Genomic DNA, 18461 nt, shown 5'->3' with positions numbered 1-18461 from the left:
AAAGAAAATAAGCTTACAATCGGAGAGATAGCATTACAAATTGGCTATCAGAATCCGAACAAATTTACATCTGCATTTCGTACAGAATACGGTATGCCACCAACAGAATATCGTAAGAAAAAGACACAGGAAAGTCTGAATGGATAGAAAAAGAGTCTGTTTAGTAATTGAGATTTTATATGGGAATTTATAAAATATGCGTTGTAGTTAGAAAAATCTAACTACAACATTTTTTATTTAAGGAGGCAGCTCATGAAGCAGAAAAAACTTTTAACATTATTTTTAACAATTGCAATGTCATTTTCAATGTTAGTTGGTTGTGGTAATTCTACATCAGCAGAAAGTACAGGTACAGCAACTGTTACAGAAAGTACAAATAAGACAGACCAGAAACAGAAGACAGATGAAAATCAGGATGCTGCAGAACAGCTTTTGGTTGACTTGACAGGTTCCTATCAGGAACTCTGGCCAGTCATTCTTGATGAAAAATATCAGCAGATCTGGATTGATGATTGTACGGAGTTGGTTGGTGAGGAAAATGCGGAGGCAGCATATGAGAAGTTAGCATCCATGGTTTCAGGAACAATGTATGGAGAAGAAGCAGTAGAAGCATACAAAGATGGCAATGGTGTTTATGACTGCTCTTTTACAGAAGGGGTAAATAAGCTGGAATTTGATGGCTCGGATTCAGTAATCAAGGGATATGATTCAGAAGGAAAAAGAAATCTTTTCTCATACATATCATTATGTTGGAATGGAAGAAGTACGTGGGTTATACGAATTTGAAAGTGATGATGCAGAGTCAGGCGAATTTACTTATTTCTGCATAGCACCGGATACAAATGATACAACCTATCATATTGAATTGCGCTACGGCAGTGATTTGGAGGCACTTGGAAAATATGATGAAGGGGACTATGCATACTGGCTTGGTTCAGGTATTTCAACAGACTATGATCAGACAATGGTTGAGAACTGTATAGAACTTTTTTGCAAAGAAAATCTGTCTGAATAAAACAATTTTGGCAGGATCTGAGAAGAAATCAGATCCTGCCAATCGTATGAAAAGAGGTAATTTGATATGAAAAAAGATTCTGAAATATCAAAAATGTTCCAATATGCAGGGAACAGACATTGGCTTACCGTGGTGGGAATGATTCTTGCCGGAATTAGTACGGTGCTGTCCATGCTGCCGTTCGTCTGTATATGGTTTGTGATTCGTGATATATTACATGCATTGCTTAGAGGAAATGTCAGACTTGCTTCAGGCAGCAGTGCATACGCATGGTGGGCTGTTTTTTTCTCTGCTTTAAGTATTTTTCTGTATTTTATCGCACTTTGTTGTTCGCATCTTGCTGCATTTCGTACAGCCACCAATATGAAAAAGGCAGCGATACATCATATAGTGACATTGCCGCTTGGGTATTTTAGCCAAAATGCAAGCGGACGTCTGCGAAAAATCATAGATGATAATGCAGGACTCACAGAGGATTTTCTGGCACATCAGCTTCCAGATCTGACAGGGGCGGTTGTGATGCCGGTTGCTGTACTGGTATTGATTTTTATTTTTGACTGGCGGCTGGGAATCTGTTGTCTGGTTCCTATGGGAATCAGTGTTTTCTTCCTGAAACAAATGATGGGCGGGGATAATGCCCATTTTATGGAAGGATATATGACAGCACTGGAGAACATGAATAAAGAGGCAGTAGAATATATTCGTGGAATTCCGGTTGTCAAAGTATTTCAGCAGACAGTCTATTCTTTTAAGAATTTTCATGCTGCGATTGAAGAGTATGAAAAATATGCTTCCGGATATGCTCTGAAATGCCGGATTCCAATGACTGGTTTTAATGTGGCACTGAATAGTATGTTTATTTTACTGATTCCGGTTGCGGGTATGATTTTAGGGGCTGTAACAGGAGAGGCAGCATATCAGAATATACTTTTAGACTTTTTGTTTTATAGTTTGTTTGCTCCAATTTGCACAACGATGATGAATCGGATCATGTTCGCAAGTGAACAGTTGATGGCTGCAAAAAGTGCAATAACCCGTATTGAGGAGATTTTGAATGAACAGCCATTGCCGGATGGAAGAAGTTTACAGGAACCGAAAGATGCATCGGTAGCATTTGAAAAAGTGTCTTTCTGTTATCCGGGAACAGAAGTGAAAGCACTTGATGAAATTACATTCGAAGTGCCGGCTGGAAAAACAGTGGCGCTTGTAGGTGCTTCCGGAAGCGGAAAATCTACAGCTGCCAAACTTATTCCACGATTTTATGATGTCTGCGATGGAAAAGTGCTGGTAGGAGGCGTTAATGTCAAAGATATAAGTAAAAGTGTTTTGATGGATCAGATTGCTTTTGTGTTTCAAAATACCAGATTGTTCAAGGATACTTTATTAGAGAATATCCGTGCAGCAAGGCCGGAAGCAACAAGAGAAGAGGTTATGCAGGCGTTAGAAGCAGCTCAATGTAAAGAAATTGTTGAGCGCCTTCCAAAAGGTTTAGATACTATTGTGGGGAATGGAGGAACTTATCTTTCCGGTGGCGAAAATCAGAGGATTGCACTTGCAAGGGCAATCCTAAAAGATGCGCCGATCATTGTGCTGGATGAAGCTACAGCATTTGCGGATGCGGAGAATGAACATCAGATCCAACTGGCATTTGAAGAACTGACCGCAGGAAAAACAGTTCTTATGATTGCACACCGGCTGTCAACGATACAGAACGCTGATCAGATTCTCGTATTTGAAGATGGGAAAATACGAGAACGTGGAACTCATAAAGAACTTCTTGAATTAAATGGGAAGTATGCATCTATGTGGAGAGATTATCAGACATCCATTCAGTGGAAAGTTGGAAAGGAGGCAGATTAGACATGAAATATTTTCAGAAAAAATATGCATTAAGCAGACAGGGAGCAAAAGATCTGCAAAAAGGTATCCTGTATTCTATTCTGGCAAATATAAGTTTAATGCTTCCGGTCGTACTTCTGGCATGCGTGTTAGATGCTTTTTTATCACCGCTGTTAAGTGGAGAAAAATTCAGCGGGAATATATGGATGTATGCTTTAGTGGGAATTATTATATTGGTTGTTATATATATGATGCATTATCTCCAGTATACCGTAACGTATATGGGAACTTATGAGGAAAGCGAACGCCGCAGAATTGCACTTGCAGAGAAACTTAGGACATTGCCGCTTCGATTCTTTCAGGAACGTAATCTCTCAGATCTGACCAATACAATTATGGGAGATTGTGCCGGGTTTGAGCATGCTTTTTCACATACAGTCCCACAGATCCTGGGGCTCAGTTGTATCCACATTGCTTGTATGTCTGGCACTTCTGATCTATGACTGGAGAATGGGACTTGCGCTTCTGTGGGTAGTTCCTGTGGCATTTGCAATTGTTCTACTATCAAGAAAAGTACAGGAAAAACAGGCACAGAAACATATAAATGCAAAACTGGAACTGGCAGATGGGATTCAGGAATGTCTGGAAACAGTACCGGATATCCGAGCATGTAATCAGGAAGAAAGTTATCTTAAAAAGCTTGATAAGAAGATGGATGCAGCAGAAAAATCCCAGATTTCATCAGAAATGCTGACAGCAAGTCTTGTGACTTGCGGGCAGATGTTTTTACGTCTTGGACTGGCAACTGTCATTGTGGTTGGAAATATGCTGATGATACATGGGCAGACTAACCTGTTTTCTTATATTTTGTTTCTGATTGCTGCTTCCAGACTGTATGATCCGCTATCCGGGCAATGACGAATATGGCAGAATTGTTTTCAGTAGAGCTTCAGGTGAAACGGTTGAAAGAAATTCAGGAGTATAAAGAAGAAAAGAAACAGACAAGTTACCATACAGATGGATATGATCTTAAGTTTGACCATGTAAAATTTGCATATGAACCGGGCAAACCTGTTTTGAAGGATGTGACATTTACCGCAAAACAAGGGCAGGTAACAGCTCTTGTCGGACCATCCGGAGGCGGTAAAAGTACGGTAGCGAATCTGGCTGCAGGATTTTACGATGTGGATAGCGGAACAATCAGCTTGGGAGGCACGGATATTGCTCCGATAGATTCTGTTGCTATGATGAAAGATTTTTCAGTAGTATTCCAGAACGTTGTATTGTTTAATAATACAATTATGGAAAATATTCGCGTTGGTCGCAAAAATGCAAGTGATCAGGAAGTGATCGAAGCCGCAAAAGCGGCGCGATGCCATGAATTTATTGAAAAATTACCGGAAAAATATCAGACGGTAATTGGTGAAAATGGTTCCACACTTTCTGGCGGTGAGTGTCAGCGGCTGTCTATTGCTCGTGCGCTTTTGAAGGATGCACCAGTGATACTGCTGGATGAAGCAACTGCCTCTCTTGATGTAGATAATGAAACAGAAATTCAGGAAGCAATATCCAGACTTGTAAAAGGAAAGACCGTTCTTGTGATTGCACACAGAATGCGGACCGTTGAACGGGCAGATCAGATTATTGTTCTTGCTGATGGTGTGGTTGCTGAAAGTGGAACACATGAGAAATTGATGGAGAAAGATGGTCTGTATGCCAGACTTGTAAAACTGCAGAATGCATCTGCAGAGTGGAAACTGGCGCACTGAGAAATAATCCACAGTTGGTGAATATCCAAATTGTCTGAAAGAGACATAATTTAAGTTTCGCTTATATAAGCGGAATGAGGAGAAGTTAATAGATTAATATGAAAAAAGCACTGAAAACCATCGGATTATTGGTTTCACAGTGCTTTTTCTTTGGCTGCAAAGGAAAAATATAACGAATTTAAGTTTCACTAAGTTTCGCATTTGCAGAGCGCCATTGTCTTTTTGATTCATACATTCCACAACCATCACAGGTCTGCGGCCAGTTGATTTTCCACTCAAAATATTCATCTCTGGTAATCTCGCCAGATTTCAATTCTTCTTTTCTGAGAATCCATTCTTTCATAAAATCATTGAGAACCCCATAATTAAACCACATACCAACAGGTGGATGAGCAGGCCAGTTATCAGAATCGTGATAACGGACAGCGGTATCCTCGCTGGAATTGCATTTCTCTCCTGGATAGGTTTCTAACTGGAAGAGGTTGATCGCTGCCGGGTTAAATTCATCAATCCAGAACAAAATCTCCATAAGTTCAGAAGCATCCATAGTCGTAGGTTCATGCAGTGCCAGTGGATTTACATCCAGAATCTTAGCCATTTCAGTTACCAGATCTTTGCGGGGAACCCGGTAATTTGTTTCGTATTGGGCAAGGCGGTTTGCCCCTTTATCGCCCCAGCCGAGGGCAGCACCAAGTTCTGCCTGTGTCATATTCCGGAATGTCCGGATTCTTTTTATTTTATCACCGATTGTCATATCAGATTTCCAACTTTCTTTTTGATAAATCTATTTTACTACCAAAAACATGGAATGTAAACAGAAAGATTCGCATTGAAGCGAATAAAATACTTGACATTCGCATGAAAGCGAATTAAAATGACAGTACAATAAAGGTTCGCATGAAAGCGAATGTGCAGATGAGGATAAATACTTTTTGCGAATTATTGCAAAATGAGGTTGGTAAAATCCTTCTGTCAGGCTTTATTAGTGAGAGGATTTTTTGAAGAGAACAACATTTTGGTGTTTCCAGGCTGTAATAAGTGAAAGGATATTCAAAAAAATCTCTTTTGTACCTTGAAAATTACATGAGCTGTATAATCTGATTCCACAGATGCCATAACTCCGTAAATGATTTTATGGGCGAGCGTCGAAGATACTCCGGAAACGACTGGCAAGCTTGCGAAGAAGCTGGCAGTATTCAGAAATACTCTGATAGAGGTTGACTGTGACGTTGACAACAGGTTATACGAATGGAAGCCAACACGCCGAACAGAATATGCAATGCCACAGCAATAGATAAACTTTGAGAACAAAATGCGAAAGGTAAGGTGATGTGATTGAGAAAATTGTAGTTATAGGACAACTGATACAAAGAATATGTTGGAAAAGAGGTGAGTATCATGGTGAATCAGTCAGTGATAGATTCCAGTGTAGATCTGGAGCAGTTAAAGGACATTGAAGATTTAATTCCTGATATGGATAAAGCTATTTCTGAAAAAGTGGAAACTTTTCTGGATAAATCCGGCGATCAGCCATATGCTCACATGAATGAAGGGTATGTGGTGGTCGTGGAGATGACAGGAGAAATGGATGCTACAGACGCCATCAGTGATTATCTCAGAAAAAGAACGGAGTTGATGTATTAGATGCAAGTTTTTGAAAAATATCTTGCGAAGCAACAGATGTTATGTTAATGTGAGGTCAGGGAAAATGAACGTGATACATGGTTTCTGACTTCGATTCAATGGAATAAGTAAGTTGGGAGCGATGTAAAATGGAACAGATGCAAATGAATATGCCAGATATATACGATGCGGCATTGTATCTTCGATTATCGAAAGATGATATGGAAGAAGGAGGTACAAAGTCAGAGAGCAACAGCATTGCAAATCAGAGAGAGTTACTTCGGAGCTTTGTAAAAAGTCAGCCGGATATTCAGATCTTTGATATATATGTGGATGACGGATACTCAGGAGGAAATTTTGACCGACCTGAGTTTAAACGAATGACAACTGATATAGAAGCTGGAAAAGTAAACTGCGTGATTGTAAAAGACTTATCCAGATTCGGAAGAGAATATATAGAAGCCGGGCGATGGATCGAAAAGACCTACCCGGCTTTAAATGTGCGTTTTATTTCAGTTACAGACCAGTTTGACAGCAAAACAGCAGACTTTTCAGAGAAGTCATTTGTAGTTCCAATCAAAAATTTTGTAAATGAAAGTTATTGCCGGGATATTTCCGGTAAAGTGCGAAGCCACCAGAAAATCAAACGTGAAAAAGGTGAATTTATTGGAGCGTTTGCCCCGTATGGTTACTGCAAAGATCCAGAGAATAAGAATTATCTGATGATTGATTCTTATGCAGCAGATATTGTAAGAAAAATATTTTCGTGGAAAATTGATGGGTTTAGTCTTGGGGCAATCGCAGAAAAACTGAATGTACGTCATGTGCAGTCGCCAAAAGAATATAAAAAGGCAAATGGCGAGAATTACAATTCCGGATTTCATAGTTCAGATACACCGAAATGGTCGGCAGTGCAGATTAAAAGGATTCTGACCAACGAGGTCTACATTGGAAACATGGTGCAGGGCAAGCAGGAACGAATCAGCTATAAAGTAAAGCAACGCCTGGATAAGCCAGAATCAGAGTGGGTGAAAGTAGAAAATACGCATCCGGCAATTATCAGGCAAAGTGATTTTGATGTGGTTCAGAAGTTGCTTCAGTATGATGGCAGAGCATCGAAAACATCAGACAATGCAAACTTTTTTTCAGGATTTGTGTTTTGTGGAGATTGCAAGACACCGATGGTACGCAGGATAAATCAGTATAAGGGGAAGAAAAAAGTCTTTTATATTTGCCAGACAAAGAATAAAGGTGGAGACTGCACCAGACATAGTATTCCGGAAGAGGTGCTGAAAAGGATTGTATTGAAAGAGATTCAGGCATATACGGCACTTTTTGTAGACTATCAGATGATTATGGAAGAACTTTGTGAGATGAAAGTCAGTTACGATCAGGTAATCGGTTATGATACGCAGATTAGTAAATTGCAGGAAGAATATAACCGTTATTACAGCCTGAAAGTATCTTTGGGTGATGACTTGAAAGAGGGATTGATCAGTAAAGAGGAGTTCGATGATTTTCGGGAAAGTTACGGAAGAAAATGTGAAGAACTGGAGCAGATGATTGAAAACCAGAAAAAGCTGGTAAAGCAAATGTTTGAGGGTGGAGTGTCAGCAACCGTTCAGTTGGAGGACTGGAAGAAATCACTGGAAATCAAAGAACTGGACCGCACATTGCTGGCCCTGACCGTAGATAAAATCTATATTTATGAAAATAAGCAAATTAAAATTCACATCCGTTATCAGGATATGATTGAAAAAATGAAAGTCATAAGACGGTTTTATGCGGAACACCGGACAGAGTGCAGGAAAGAGGTGGGATAAATGGCAAGGACAGCAAAAAGATATAAGAAAAACACAGAGAAGAAAGTTCTTGGGATTCCGGTATGTATGGCTGCAATTTATGCCAGATTATCCGTAGACAGTGATGAAAAAAAGTCAGAATCTATTGAAACACAGGTTACGCTGATAAAAGAGTTCATTCAGAAGCATAATGAAAATCCAGACAGAGAGTATGAAATTGCTGTATATGACATTTATTCTGATCTGGGAAAAAGCGGAACAAATTTTGACAGACCGGGATTTGAACGGATGATGAGTGATGTCAGGGCAGGCAAGATAAACTGCATTCTGGTAAAGGATTTCTCACGATTTGGAAGAAATTATATCGAAACTGGCAACTATCTGGAAAAGATTCTTCCTTTTATGAAAGTGCGGTTTATTTCTGTATGTGACAACTATGATTCATTTGCACCGGATGCCAAGAATCAGGAATTATCCATGAATATCAAGAATCTGGTGAATGATGCTTATGCGAAAGACATTTCCGCAAAAGAACGGGCAGCGAAACGTATTGCACAGAAAAATGGTGAGTATGTGGGATCTACAGCTCCATATGGATATTGTGTGGAAAAGATAAATGGAATTTATAAGTTGATGGTGGAACCGGAAGCTGCAAAGATTGTCCGCAGGATTTTTGAAGAATATGCTTCGGGAGATGGCATACAGAGCATTATTGACCGGCTGTTTGAGGATGGGGTACATCGGATTTCAGATTATAACCAATATCATCATGTGTACTGTCAGGACGGGGAGAATCTTCATCAGTGGGGGAATTCTTCGATACGTGCAGTGTTGAACCGAAATAATTATTATGGCGATCTGGTTCAGAGAAAATATGAATCCAGATTTCAAAGAGGTGAAAAATGGTGTGACATATTGGATGAAAGTCAGTGGATTATTACGCCAAATGCCCATGAACCGATTATCAGTCGAGAACTGTTTGACAAAGCACAGGTCAGGTTAAAAGCAGCACAACAGAAAGCAATAAAAACTACGGCAGGATGGGAAGAGGATGAAAGAGCATTTTACAATGTATTCTATTGTGGTGATTGTAAGCGGAAAATGTGTACACGTAGATACAGAGGCAATGTGTATTATTTTTGCAATGCTGCCTGGTATCGAGATGAAAGAAAATGTAGGCAGAAATCTATTTCTGAAGATAAGTTGCAGAAAATTGTCCGTTCGGAGCTGACCAGACAGTTTCAGTTATCCGGTTTACGGAAAAAGGATATGTCTGCTATAAGCAGTGCAGTATTTCTTTCCAAAATCAAAGAGATTCAGACAGAAATCAGAAAACTGGATATAGATATGGAAAGACGTTCAGAAAAACTGGCACAGGCATTTATGCAATATAAAGAGGGTGAACTTTCCAAAGAAGCCTATATAGAAATGAAAGATGACCGTAGTAACTGGAAAGCATTCTGCGAAGAGAGAAAGAGAACTCTGGAGCATACCATACGAAAGCTGGAAAAACAGCAGAAAGAAGAAGCCAGATTTTTACAAAGCCTGTTAGAACTGGAGGGGACAACCAGAATCAATGCGGAACTTGCGGAGGGCTTGATTGAAAGTATGTATCTATATGGTGATGGCAGACTGGAAATCAACTTCGGGTTTAAGGGGGCGGTAGAACATGAGTGATCAGAAACTGATTATTGGATATTACCGTCTTTCCATGGAAGATGACTCAGAGGGAGAAAGCAACAGCATTATCAATCAGAGAAAACTGGTAAAAGATTATATTTCCAATGTCCCGGAACTGGCTGCTATGCCATTTCAGGAGTTCTACGACGATGGATATTCTGGTTCCAGTATGGAGCGTCCGGCAATTAAGCAGGTTTTGGAACTGGCCAGAGAGAATAAAGTGCAGTGCATTGTGGTAAAAGATTTTTCACGTTTTGCCAGAAACTATATTGAGATGGGAACTTATCTGGAGCAGATTTTTCCATTCCTGGGAGTACGATTCATTTCTATTTCAGACCGATATGATTCTAAAGATTATAAAGGAAAGAGTTCAGACATCGAAGTACAGTTTAAAGGATTGATCGCAGACTTCTATGTGAAAGATCAGTCTGTAAAGGTAAAGGCAGCAGTCAGCACCAGACGGGGAAAAGGTGAGTATTGTTGTGGTTCTGCACCTTATGGGTATCGAATCAATCCAGAAAATAAGAAAGAACTGGTGATTGTAGAGGACGAAGCGGAAGTAATCCGCAGAGTATTTGAACTGACCAATCAGCGATATTCCAAGATGGAGATTTGTAAGTTATTCAATGAAGAGGGTGTATTGACTCCCTTGCAGTCCATGAGCAGACGACAGAAATCAGACAGCAAGAAAGCAGCTTCAAGAGGATTGCAGTGGACGAGTGATATGATACGGAAGATTGTGGATGATAAGACTTATATAGGCTGTATGGTCTATGGAAAGACAAAGATTCCAGATCCCGGAACTGGGAAAGAAGTACCCGTTCCGAGAAGCCAGTGGAAAGTGCTGGAAAATCACCACGAGCCGATTGTGTCAAAAGAAGTCTTTGAGAAAGCACAGTCCCTGCAGATCAGATACACCAAGAAAAGCAAATTTAACAGGGAAACAACACTATTAGGTGGTTATGTAAAATGCGGGAATTGTCGCAGAAGCCTGACTTCAAGCAGTCCTGTTCATGGTCATATCCTTTATAGCTGTGCTTACAGTAAAGGAAAAGAAGATACAGGATGTTTTGCCGGGAAAGCTGATAATAAAATGCTGGAGCATATCGTATTGGCAGAAATAAAGGCTTACTTATGTCAGAATATCAGTCTGGAACAGATGAAGCAATCCATGAGAAAACAGCATGAGGACAGCATAGAAGCCTATAAGACGGAAAGTGCAGACTGTGAAAAGCGTCAGAAGCAGATAAAAATTCAGAACCGCCAGAATTATGAGAAGTATCGCGAGGGACAGATGGACCAGAAACAGTTCATGGAAGCAAAAAAGCAGTTGGAAGAAAGAAAAAGAACGACTGCAGAAACGTGTACGGGAACTGACTGATCTGATAAACGACGAGAAAGAAATTCTGATGAAAAAGAATGTTCCGGTGGAGCAGATGTTGAAGTATTTGGGTTATGAGAAACTGACACGAGAGATGCTGGAAGAATATGTGCAGGGGATATATGTGTATGATGATGGGAGAGTGGAGGTGGAGTGGAAATAAAAACGAACATTACGTTTTTAGTGTTGAATATTTTTGAGCGTTATGGCATAATATTAAATGTAATAACAAATATACCGAGAATAAGAGGGTGAAAAAATGAGACTGTTAAAAATATTTATACAGAATATGCCACGTTTTAAAGGAGATATAGATATTGATTTTATTACTAAACAGAGAGTGGCAGAGGATGATAAAGAAAAACTGTTCCATGTCTTTTCTAACAGTAAAACTAGCATTTATACAAATCAGGCAATTTCATTTATAGGTTTGAATGCTTCTGGAAAAACAACGATATTGAAAGCAATTTCCTTTGTTATAAATTTGCTTAATAATGAAGCTTTGAATAATATTAAATCTAAAGAGATTTTAAATGATTTATCAGAAGGCGAAAAGGTTAAAATCATTAGCTTTTTTTATAATGATAATAGTATCTATAAGCTTGAAACAATTATAGCAAAAAAAATAAACCAGGTTGACAATGAAGAAAAATTAATTATTACGGAAGAAAGACTTTGGGAAAAAGATGCTAATAAAGTAAAAACAAAAAAAAATATATTTGATTTTAATGACTCGAATATAAGAATTGAAAGAAATGAAAAAGAACAATTTTTGTTAAATGATGTAAGTGTGATGATTGCGATAAATAAAGAAAAACAATCCAATTTTCCGGTAAGAGACATGTTAATGTGGACAAATCATAATATGTTAAATATTCTTGGAAGATTTCCGAAAGAATTGTTAACTTTTTTAGATCCTAGTATTGAGTATTTTAAATGTAATGTAGAAAAAAAATCTGCTGATATTCGTTTGAAATTTTATGGGTCAGAAGAAATCATACTCAATAGACCGAGTGAGATAGAAAAATATCTTTCATCAGGTACTATTAAGGGAATAAATGTTTTTATGAATGCACTTCTTTGTTTTGTGGAAGGTGGATACTTAATTGTTGATGAACTTGAAAATCATTTTAATGAAGAAATTGTAACTACATTAGTTCGATTTTTTATGAATCCAAATGTAAATAAAAATGGTGCTACTCTAATTTATTCTACTCATTATTCAGAGCTATTGGATGAGTATGAAAGAAATGATTGTATTTACATTGTCAGAAACCGAGGAGGAATTTATGCTGAAAATCTTTCACTCATTTTTGGAAATCGCAACGATATCAGAAGAGCGAATGCAGATGAAAGCCGGATATTTAGAAGGCACTGGACCAGTATATGAGGCATATATGGCATTGAAGAAAGTCCTTTCTAGTGTAAAAATAGAGGAGGATGAAGAAGAGAATGACTAAGTATACTGCCTGTATTTGTGAAGGAGGAGCTGAAACTGCAATATTGGATTTATTATTGGATCAAAATAAACTGATTTTTTCAAGAGATGATTTACTTGAGGGCGAAATCCTTAAGACAAGAAAAGGAAAGGATTTTGAAACGCGATATTTGAAAAAGGATTTTTCAGGTAAGATAACAGTATATAGAATACTTGATTCAAGAAGAGAAAATTTCAAAATAAGTAAAGCATATCAGCATAAAGTAGAGGTTGTGAATGTAATTACAGCACCAGAAATTGAAATGTTGATAATTTGTAATGAAGGAAAATATCAGGATTTTGAGAAGAAAAAGGGTATGTCGCCAAGTGAATATCGCAAAATCTATTTTAAAAATGAAAAACGTCAAAAGTGTTTCGTTTGTCAAGGAGTATTTTTCTGATATATCAGTGCTGGAAAAAAGTCTTCATGAATATAAGAGATTATCTAAAGTGCGAAAAAGTGAAAAAACAATATATGATTTGTTGAGATCAGAAGATAATAAGAAGAAAATGGAAGGATAAAATTATAGCAATGACGTTACATCCTCCCCACCTAATTTGTGACAATTATATAACGTCCTCTATACAGAAATATGCGGTTTTAGAGCCGATTTTTGCTGGCAAAAAAGCCGCATATTTTTTGTAGCAATGACTTGACATCCTCGGGAGCACTATGTACAGCTCAGAGCATTCCAAAATGAGTTATGCTGCATAGAGATTGATTTCAAAATCTACATCAATCTGGAAGAATGCAACCACTGCGGACGCTGCAAAGTAAAATGCCCATTCGGCGCAATGACAGAATAACAGAACGGATACAAAATCTACATCGGAGGCCGATGGGGAAAAAGAGTCGCACATGGCCAGATCCTCACGAAAATCTTTTCCAGTGGAGCAGATGATGGAGTATCTGGGATATGAGAAACTGATAGAAGAGATGCTTGAAAAATATGTGGCTGGGATATATGTGTATGACGATGGACGGGTGGAGGTGGAGTGAAAAAATAATTTTTAAAACTGGACATTTTGTATGAATTTGATATAATTGGGATATCATGTGAATTGAAGAAAAAATCAAATATAGGAGGTGCTGTTGTGGAAGAAAAATTTTTAGTTCGAATTATAAAAAATGAATTGGTTAATTTTAAGAATGTTAATTATGGTGAAATTCGCTATACAAATTATAGTTCAGTTGAAAAAAATGCTATGCTCCGAAAAAATGATATTATCGGTATCTATGGACAGAATGGTTCTGGAAAAACAGCATTAGTTGAGGCAATGGATATTTTGAAATCTATTTTATCAGGTGAGGAAGTGCCTTATGAACCATATGAAGGATTAATAGATCTTGTTGCTGGAACGAGATTGATAACAACATTTTATATCGAATATATGAATCGAAAATATAAGGCTTGCTACGATGTAATGTTAAAAGTGGATGAGGAATGAAAAAAAAATCAAATTAGCTTCTGAAAAGCTTATGTATTGGGACCGAGGAGCTACTTGGAAAGGAATGCGAGATTTAGAATTTAGCAATCCATATTACAATCAAAATTCTATTTTAGAAGATGTTTCGGTTGAATTTCAGACGGAACATAAGAAAGAATTCGAAAATGTGACTGTATTGGAAAAGGGAATGCAAAATTTAGCAGTATTTTGTGCACAAAGGAATTTCTCCATTTTCTTTAATGATTTGTTTTTGAACAAAATATCGGAAAGCAATGAAGAAAAATGTGAAGAAAAGAAATTGGCAACGGTTATAAAAGGATTATCAAGTTTTGGAAAGTTATATTTTCAGGTTGTAAAAATAAATCAGTTAGCTGATATTAATAGAAGTACAATTTTACCTGTTAATATTCATTCTGAAAATGAAAATTTTGTAATGCAGGGTTGCTTACCATTGGTTATGAATGGAAGAGGTAAAATTCCAGAAAGCTTATATATTCAATTAAAGTCTGCAATTGAAGCGATAAATATAGCATTAAAAGCTATCGTACCAAATTTGCGGCATCAGAATTGCGAAATATAAATGAAGAACCTGATGAACAAGGCAACAAAAATATTGTGGTTGAAGTATATTCCATACGAAATGGCAAAGAATTTTTAACCCGATATGAGTCAGAAGGAATAAAAAGGATAATTTCGCTTTCGAATTATCTTATTGCTCTATATAATTATCCGCAAATTTGTTTAGTAGTAGATGAATTGGACTCGGGTATATTTGAATATCTTCTGGGCGAAATTTTAGGTGTATTGAATGATGAAGCAAAGGGACAATTAATATTTACTTCGCATAATTTACGTGCATTTGAAAAATTAGATATCAAAAATATTATTTGCACGACAATTAATCCTGAAAATCGCTATATACGTTTAGTGGGAAAAGAAAAAAATCATAATCCAAGAGATTTTTATCTTAGAACAATTACGGTGGGGGGACAAAAGGAAGAATTATATGATGAAGCTGATTTGCAATCGATAGGCTATGCTTTTAGAAAAGCTTGTCATCCAGAAAGAAAAGTGAAGATCAAATTTTCGGATCAATTCAAGAAAAAACTTCAAAACGGGGGAGAATAGGATGGCAAAAAAGAAAAAAGAAGAACCGAAGAAAGCAGTCATATTCATTGTAGAAGGCAATTCGGATAAGAAGGCTTTGGAAAAAATATTTCAAAGAATATACAACCATAAAGATATTGTTTTTAAGTTTATGGATGGGGATATTACAAGTGATGAAAATGTTGATAAAACAAATGTAGAAGATATCATATATGCAAAAGTAGATGAATATAGGAAATATAAGAAACTATATAAAAGTGATATTCTGGAAATAGTGCATATTTTTGATACAGACGGGACGTATATTCCCTCGGAAGCTATTATAAAAGGTGAAACTTCTCATTTCGTATATAGTGAAAAACAAATAAGTTGTAAAAATGTGGATGCTGTTAAAAAAAGAAATGAAAACAAAAGTGCTATGATGGACTATTTACTTAGTTTGGACAACATAAAAGGAATCCGATATATAGGATATTTTATGTCATCAAATTTAGACCATTCCTTATATAATGAACAGAATTTGTCAGATGAGTTGAAAGGCGAATATGCGGACGCATTTTATGAAGTATTCCAGGGAAAAGAAAAATTATTTGTTGATTTTTTAAACGATGAGGTGGCGAACGGTGTGCCGGATATATATCAGGCTTCATGGAGATATATTAAAGAAGGTGTGCATTCATTAGAAAGGCATACGAATTTGCATTTATATTTCAAAGATAATCCCTACTAAATTTGTGACAATGACATAACATCCTCCCCACCCATTTTGTGACAATTATATAACGTCCTCTATACAGAAATATGCGGTTTTAAGCCATTTTCGTGGCAAAAAAGCCGCATATTTTTTGTAGCAATGACTTGACATCCTCGGGACGTCTTTGCGTAGCGGATAGCTTGTCTGATTAAACGAAAGTAATTGCATATAAGTACGGAAAAACTGTTGAAAAGAATAACGAAACGGGGTAACATTTTGAATAATAATAAACGCATATAATAAAACTGAACATTAAAATACTCAAATTAAACAAAGTGGAAAGAATGAGAATATCAACAGCTGAAATAAAAATAATGATAAAAGAGTGTATTAGGATACCTGGAATGTATACTGCAACTGATTTTAGAAATTATATAAATATGAATAGTCAGAAAGAAGTGACTCGAGGTCAAATTTCTGGCGCAATTTCTCAGTTGATTGATTCTAAGGAAATTATAAGAGTCGGAAGAGGGTTATATTCAAAAGATACCCAATCTATTAAAAAGACTACAAATGACGAAGCAGAAGACACTTTAAAAAATGACATTTATAGCATATTGAGTAAGATTGAAGATGAGTTGATGAATGCGATAGGTGCTGTCAATGTTCGGGAATTGAATAGTGATAATTTTGCAGTAATAACTAAGATGCGTGAATTAAAAGATTCAACCGAATCAAGTAAGTCCCCTGCTTCAATTGCGGAGAGCAATAAGCAGTGAGTGGAACAGAGAGAAGGGATAACTATGTATCGTATTTTTATCGTAGAGGATGATGAGGTCATCTCAGAAGTACTGAAAAAGAATCTTTCGTCCTGGGGATATGATGTATCCTGTGCGGAGGATTTTTCCAATATTATACAGGAATTTGTACGCAGAGATCCCCAGCTTGTCCTGCTGGATCTGAAGCTGCCTTTTTATAATGGCTTTCACTGGTGTGAAGAAATACGCAGAATTTCTCAGGTTCCGGTTATCTTTATTTCTTCGGCGGCAGATAATATGAATATGGTTATGGCGATGAGTCGTGGCGCAGATGATTTTATTGCAAAACCGTTTGATATGGATGTACTGACTGCAAAAATTCAGGCGATTCTGCGCCGCACATATTCCTTTGGAATTCCTGGAAATGTTCTGGAATATAATGGGGTTGTTCTGAGTCCTTCCCGCTGTACCCTGACGTGGAATGGAAAAGAAATTGATCTTACGAAAAATGAGCTTCGCATTCTGGAAATATTGATGGAGCATGCCGGAAAGGTTGTTTCCAGAGATGCGATTATGACGAAGCTATGGGAGAGCGACAGCTTTATTGATGATAATACGCTGACTGTGAATATTACTCGCCTGCGCAGGAAACTGGAAAAAGAAGGACTGAAAGAATTTATCATTACCAAAAAAGGTCTTGGATATATGGTATAAGGTGCAGTATAAACAAAAGGATTTTTTATGAAACTATTTCTGGATTATATAAACAAAATTAAATTCTATATCATTCTGCAGCTGTTTCCTATAATACTTGCAGAAATAATTTTCTTTCTTTATCAGCTGCCGCTGGAACCGATGGTGTATGTTACTGTTTTTTGGTTAATAACTGGTATTTGTGCGTGTCTGAACGGATTTTACAGATACAGGAAAAAGGTACAACAGTTGGAATTGATTGCAGCTGCACCGGATATCAATCTTTCACAGCTGGATTCTCCTGTTGGTCAGGCTGAAAGACTTCAACAGGAAATTATGCAACAGTTAAATCAGATGCGTATCGATGTGGAGACTGCCAGTCAGAAGGCGTCTGAAGACATGACAGATTATTATACGATGTGGGCACATCAAATCAAAACGCCGATTTTTGCACTGCGTCTTTTGCTTCAGGAGAGTCCTGAGGAAAACAAAGAGAAACTTTCGGAACTTTTTAAAATTGAGCAGTATGTGGAGATGGTTCTTGGTTATCTAAGGACAGAGGATATGTCTTCGGATCTCAAACTTTTTCGTTGTTCTCTTGACCGGATCATACGTGATCAGATTCATAAATATGCAGGAATTTTTGTCTCAAAGAAACTCACACTTACTTATGAAAGTATTTCGCAGGATGTTCTGACGGATGAAAAATGGCTGGGATTTGTGATCGGACAAATTTTATCCAATGCCCTGAAATATACCCGAACCGGAGGAATCCGAATTTTTCTGGAGAAAAAATTATCTCTGGAAACAGATGATGTAAGCATTTCGATAGGAAATGATGGCTGCAATAAAGTAGAAAACCTTACGCTGATCATTGAAGATACCGGAATTGGTATTCGTGCAGAAGATATTCCGCGAATCTTCGAAAAAGGCTACACCGGAGTAAACGGACGGGATGATAACCGCGCAACAGGTATCGGACTGTATCTCAGCAACAAGATTATGCGCAAACTGGGACATCGCCTTTATATAACTTCTACGGAAGGAAAAGGAACGAAAGTATTTCTTGAATTTTCAGTTGAAGATTTGAATATGTATTAGAGTTTTTTTACACGTTTTAGAGGAAACCTGCTAATATTTAAAGTGACACGAAACCTTACAGAAATGTAAGGTT

20 protein-coding genes and 1 pseudogene are annotated in these 18461 nt (G+C 37.4%); 20 read left to right on the top strand and 1 reads right to left on the bottom strand.

Annotated features, from left to right (window positions below; translation table 11 throughout):
* The first annotated feature begins 18 nt into the window (after window positions 1-18).
* The 5 genes and pseudogenes from R1Y93_RS05545 (at window position 19) to R1Y93_RS05525 (ending at window position 4623) form a co-directional block, all read left to right on the top strand.
* The gene (locus tag R1Y93_RS05545; protein WP_500821992.1) at window positions 19-147 is read left to right on the top strand and encodes a helix-turn-helix domain-containing protein; all 129 of its coding nucleotides are present in this window, start codon (window positions 19-21) and stop codon (window positions 145-147) included.
* Window positions 148-252: 105 nt separating this feature from the next.
* Window positions 253-786, top strand: a complete 534-nt coding sequence (locus R1Y93_RS05540; RefSeq protein ID WP_500821990.1) for a hypothetical protein — start codon at window positions 253-255, stop codon at window positions 784-786.
* On the top strand, window positions 755-1015 hold the full coding sequence (locus tag R1Y93_RS05535; RefSeq protein ID WP_500821989.1) for a hypothetical protein: 261 nt from the start codon (window positions 755-757) through the stop codon (window positions 1013-1015). Before R1Y93_RS05540 ends, R1Y93_RS05535 begins: the two co-directional genes overlap by 32 nt.
* Window positions 1016-1081: 66 nt before the next feature.
* On the top strand, window positions 1082-2875 hold the full coding sequence (locus tag R1Y93_RS05530; protein WP_500821988.1) for an ABC transporter ATP-binding protein: 1794 nt from the start codon (window positions 1082-1084) through the stop codon (window positions 2873-2875).
* 2 nt (window positions 2876-2877) lie between these two features.
* Window positions 2878-4623: pseudogene (locus tag R1Y93_RS05525) on the top strand (ABC transporter ATP-binding protein).
* Window positions 4624-4801: 178 nt separating this feature from the next.
* Here the strand turns inward: R1Y93_RS05525 and R1Y93_RS05520 are convergent.
* A complete protein-coding gene (locus tag R1Y93_RS05520; RefSeq protein ID WP_500821987.1) occupies window positions 4802-5377 on the bottom strand; it encodes a helix-turn-helix domain-containing protein in 576 nt (191 codons plus the stop codon).
* A 644-nt stretch (window positions 5378-6021) separates the two neighbouring features.
* Here R1Y93_RS05520 and R1Y93_RS05515 point away from each other — a divergent pair.
* The 15 genes from R1Y93_RS05515 (at window position 6022) to R1Y93_RS05445 (ending at window position 18388) form a co-directional block, all read left to right on the top strand.
* Window positions 6022-6267: a DUF6870 family protein gene (locus R1Y93_RS05515; protein ID WP_008369874.1), complete on the top strand. Its 246-nt coding sequence runs from the start codon at window positions 6022-6024 to the stop codon at window positions 6265-6267.
* A 128-nt stretch (window positions 6268-6395) separates the two neighbouring features.
* Complete coding sequence (locus R1Y93_RS05510) at window positions 6396-8069, top strand: recombinase family protein (protein ID WP_500821986.1); 1674 nt, start codon at window positions 6396-6398, stop codon at window positions 8067-8069.
* Complete coding sequence (locus R1Y93_RS05505) at window positions 8070-9725, top strand: recombinase family protein (protein ID WP_500821985.1); 1656 nt, start codon at window positions 8070-8072, stop codon at window positions 9723-9725. It abuts the gene before it with no gap.
* Window positions 9718-11109 carry a recombinase family protein gene (locus R1Y93_RS05500; RefSeq protein ID WP_500821984.1) on the top strand — a complete coding sequence of 464 codons (1392 nt, stop codon included), beginning with the start codon at window positions 9718-9720 and terminating at the stop codon, window positions 11107-11109. The genes R1Y93_RS05505 and R1Y93_RS05500 overlap by 8 nt, the downstream gene beginning before the upstream one ends.
* Window positions 11110-11137: 28 nt before the next feature.
* A complete protein-coding gene (locus tag R1Y93_RS05495; RefSeq protein ID WP_500821983.1) occupies window positions 11138-11272 on the top strand; it encodes a hypothetical protein in 135 nt (44 codons plus the stop codon).
* A 96-nt stretch (window positions 11273-11368) separates the two neighbouring features.
* Window positions 11369-12499 carry an AAA family ATPase gene (locus R1Y93_RS05490; RefSeq protein ID WP_500821982.1) on the top strand — a complete coding sequence of 377 codons (1131 nt, stop codon included), beginning with the start codon at window positions 11369-11371 and terminating at the stop codon, window positions 12497-12499.
* Window positions 12500-12549: 50 nt separating this feature from the next.
* Window positions 12550-12987, top strand: coding sequence for a hypothetical protein (locus R1Y93_RS05485; RefSeq protein WP_500821981.1), 438 nt, complete (start codon window positions 12550-12552; stop codon window positions 12985-12987).
* Window positions 12988-13297: 310 nt separating this feature from the next.
* Complete coding sequence (locus R1Y93_RS05480) at window positions 13298-13393, top strand: 4Fe-4S binding protein (RefSeq protein WP_500821991.1); 96 nt, start codon at window positions 13298-13300, stop codon at window positions 13391-13393.
* Window positions 13394-13681: 288 nt separating this feature from the next.
* Window positions 13682-14035, top strand: coding sequence for a hypothetical protein (locus R1Y93_RS05475; RefSeq protein WP_500821980.1), 354 nt, complete (start codon window positions 13682-13684; stop codon window positions 14033-14035).
* A complete protein-coding gene (locus R1Y93_RS05470; protein WP_500821979.1) occupies window positions 14025-14615 on the top strand; it encodes a hypothetical protein in 591 nt (196 codons plus the stop codon). Before R1Y93_RS05475 ends, R1Y93_RS05470 begins: the two co-directional genes overlap by 11 nt.
* Window positions 14603-15163, top strand: a complete 561-nt coding sequence (locus R1Y93_RS05465) for a hypothetical protein (RefSeq protein ID WP_500821978.1) — start codon at window positions 14603-14605, stop codon at window positions 15161-15163. The genes R1Y93_RS05470 and R1Y93_RS05465 overlap by 13 nt, the downstream gene beginning before the upstream one ends.
* Window position 15164: 1 nt before the next feature.
* Window positions 15165-15872, top strand: coding sequence for a hypothetical protein (locus R1Y93_RS05460; protein ID WP_500821977.1), 708 nt, complete (start codon window positions 15165-15167; stop codon window positions 15870-15872).
* A 308-nt stretch (window positions 15873-16180) separates the two neighbouring features.
* On the top strand, window positions 16181-16615 hold the full coding sequence (locus tag R1Y93_RS05455; RefSeq protein WP_500821976.1) for a hypothetical protein: 435 nt from the start codon (window positions 16181-16183) through the stop codon (window positions 16613-16615).
* Between the two features lie 24 nt (window positions 16616-16639).
* Window positions 16640-17308 carry a response regulator transcription factor gene (locus R1Y93_RS05450; protein ID WP_500821975.1) on the top strand — a complete coding sequence of 223 codons (669 nt, stop codon included), beginning with the start codon at window positions 16640-16642 and terminating at the stop codon, window positions 17306-17308.
* A gap of 228 nt (window positions 17309-17536) precedes the next feature.
* A complete protein-coding gene (locus R1Y93_RS05445; protein ID WP_500821974.1) occupies window positions 17537-18388 on the top strand; it encodes a sensor histidine kinase in 852 nt (283 codons plus the stop codon).
* Window positions 18389-18461 lie beyond the last annotated feature (73 nt).

It is taken from the genome of Blautia sp. HA3515, from assembly GCF_059933065.1.
Note: the sequence above shows the minus strand (reverse complement) of the source record. Positions and strands in the feature narration are given on the sequence as shown.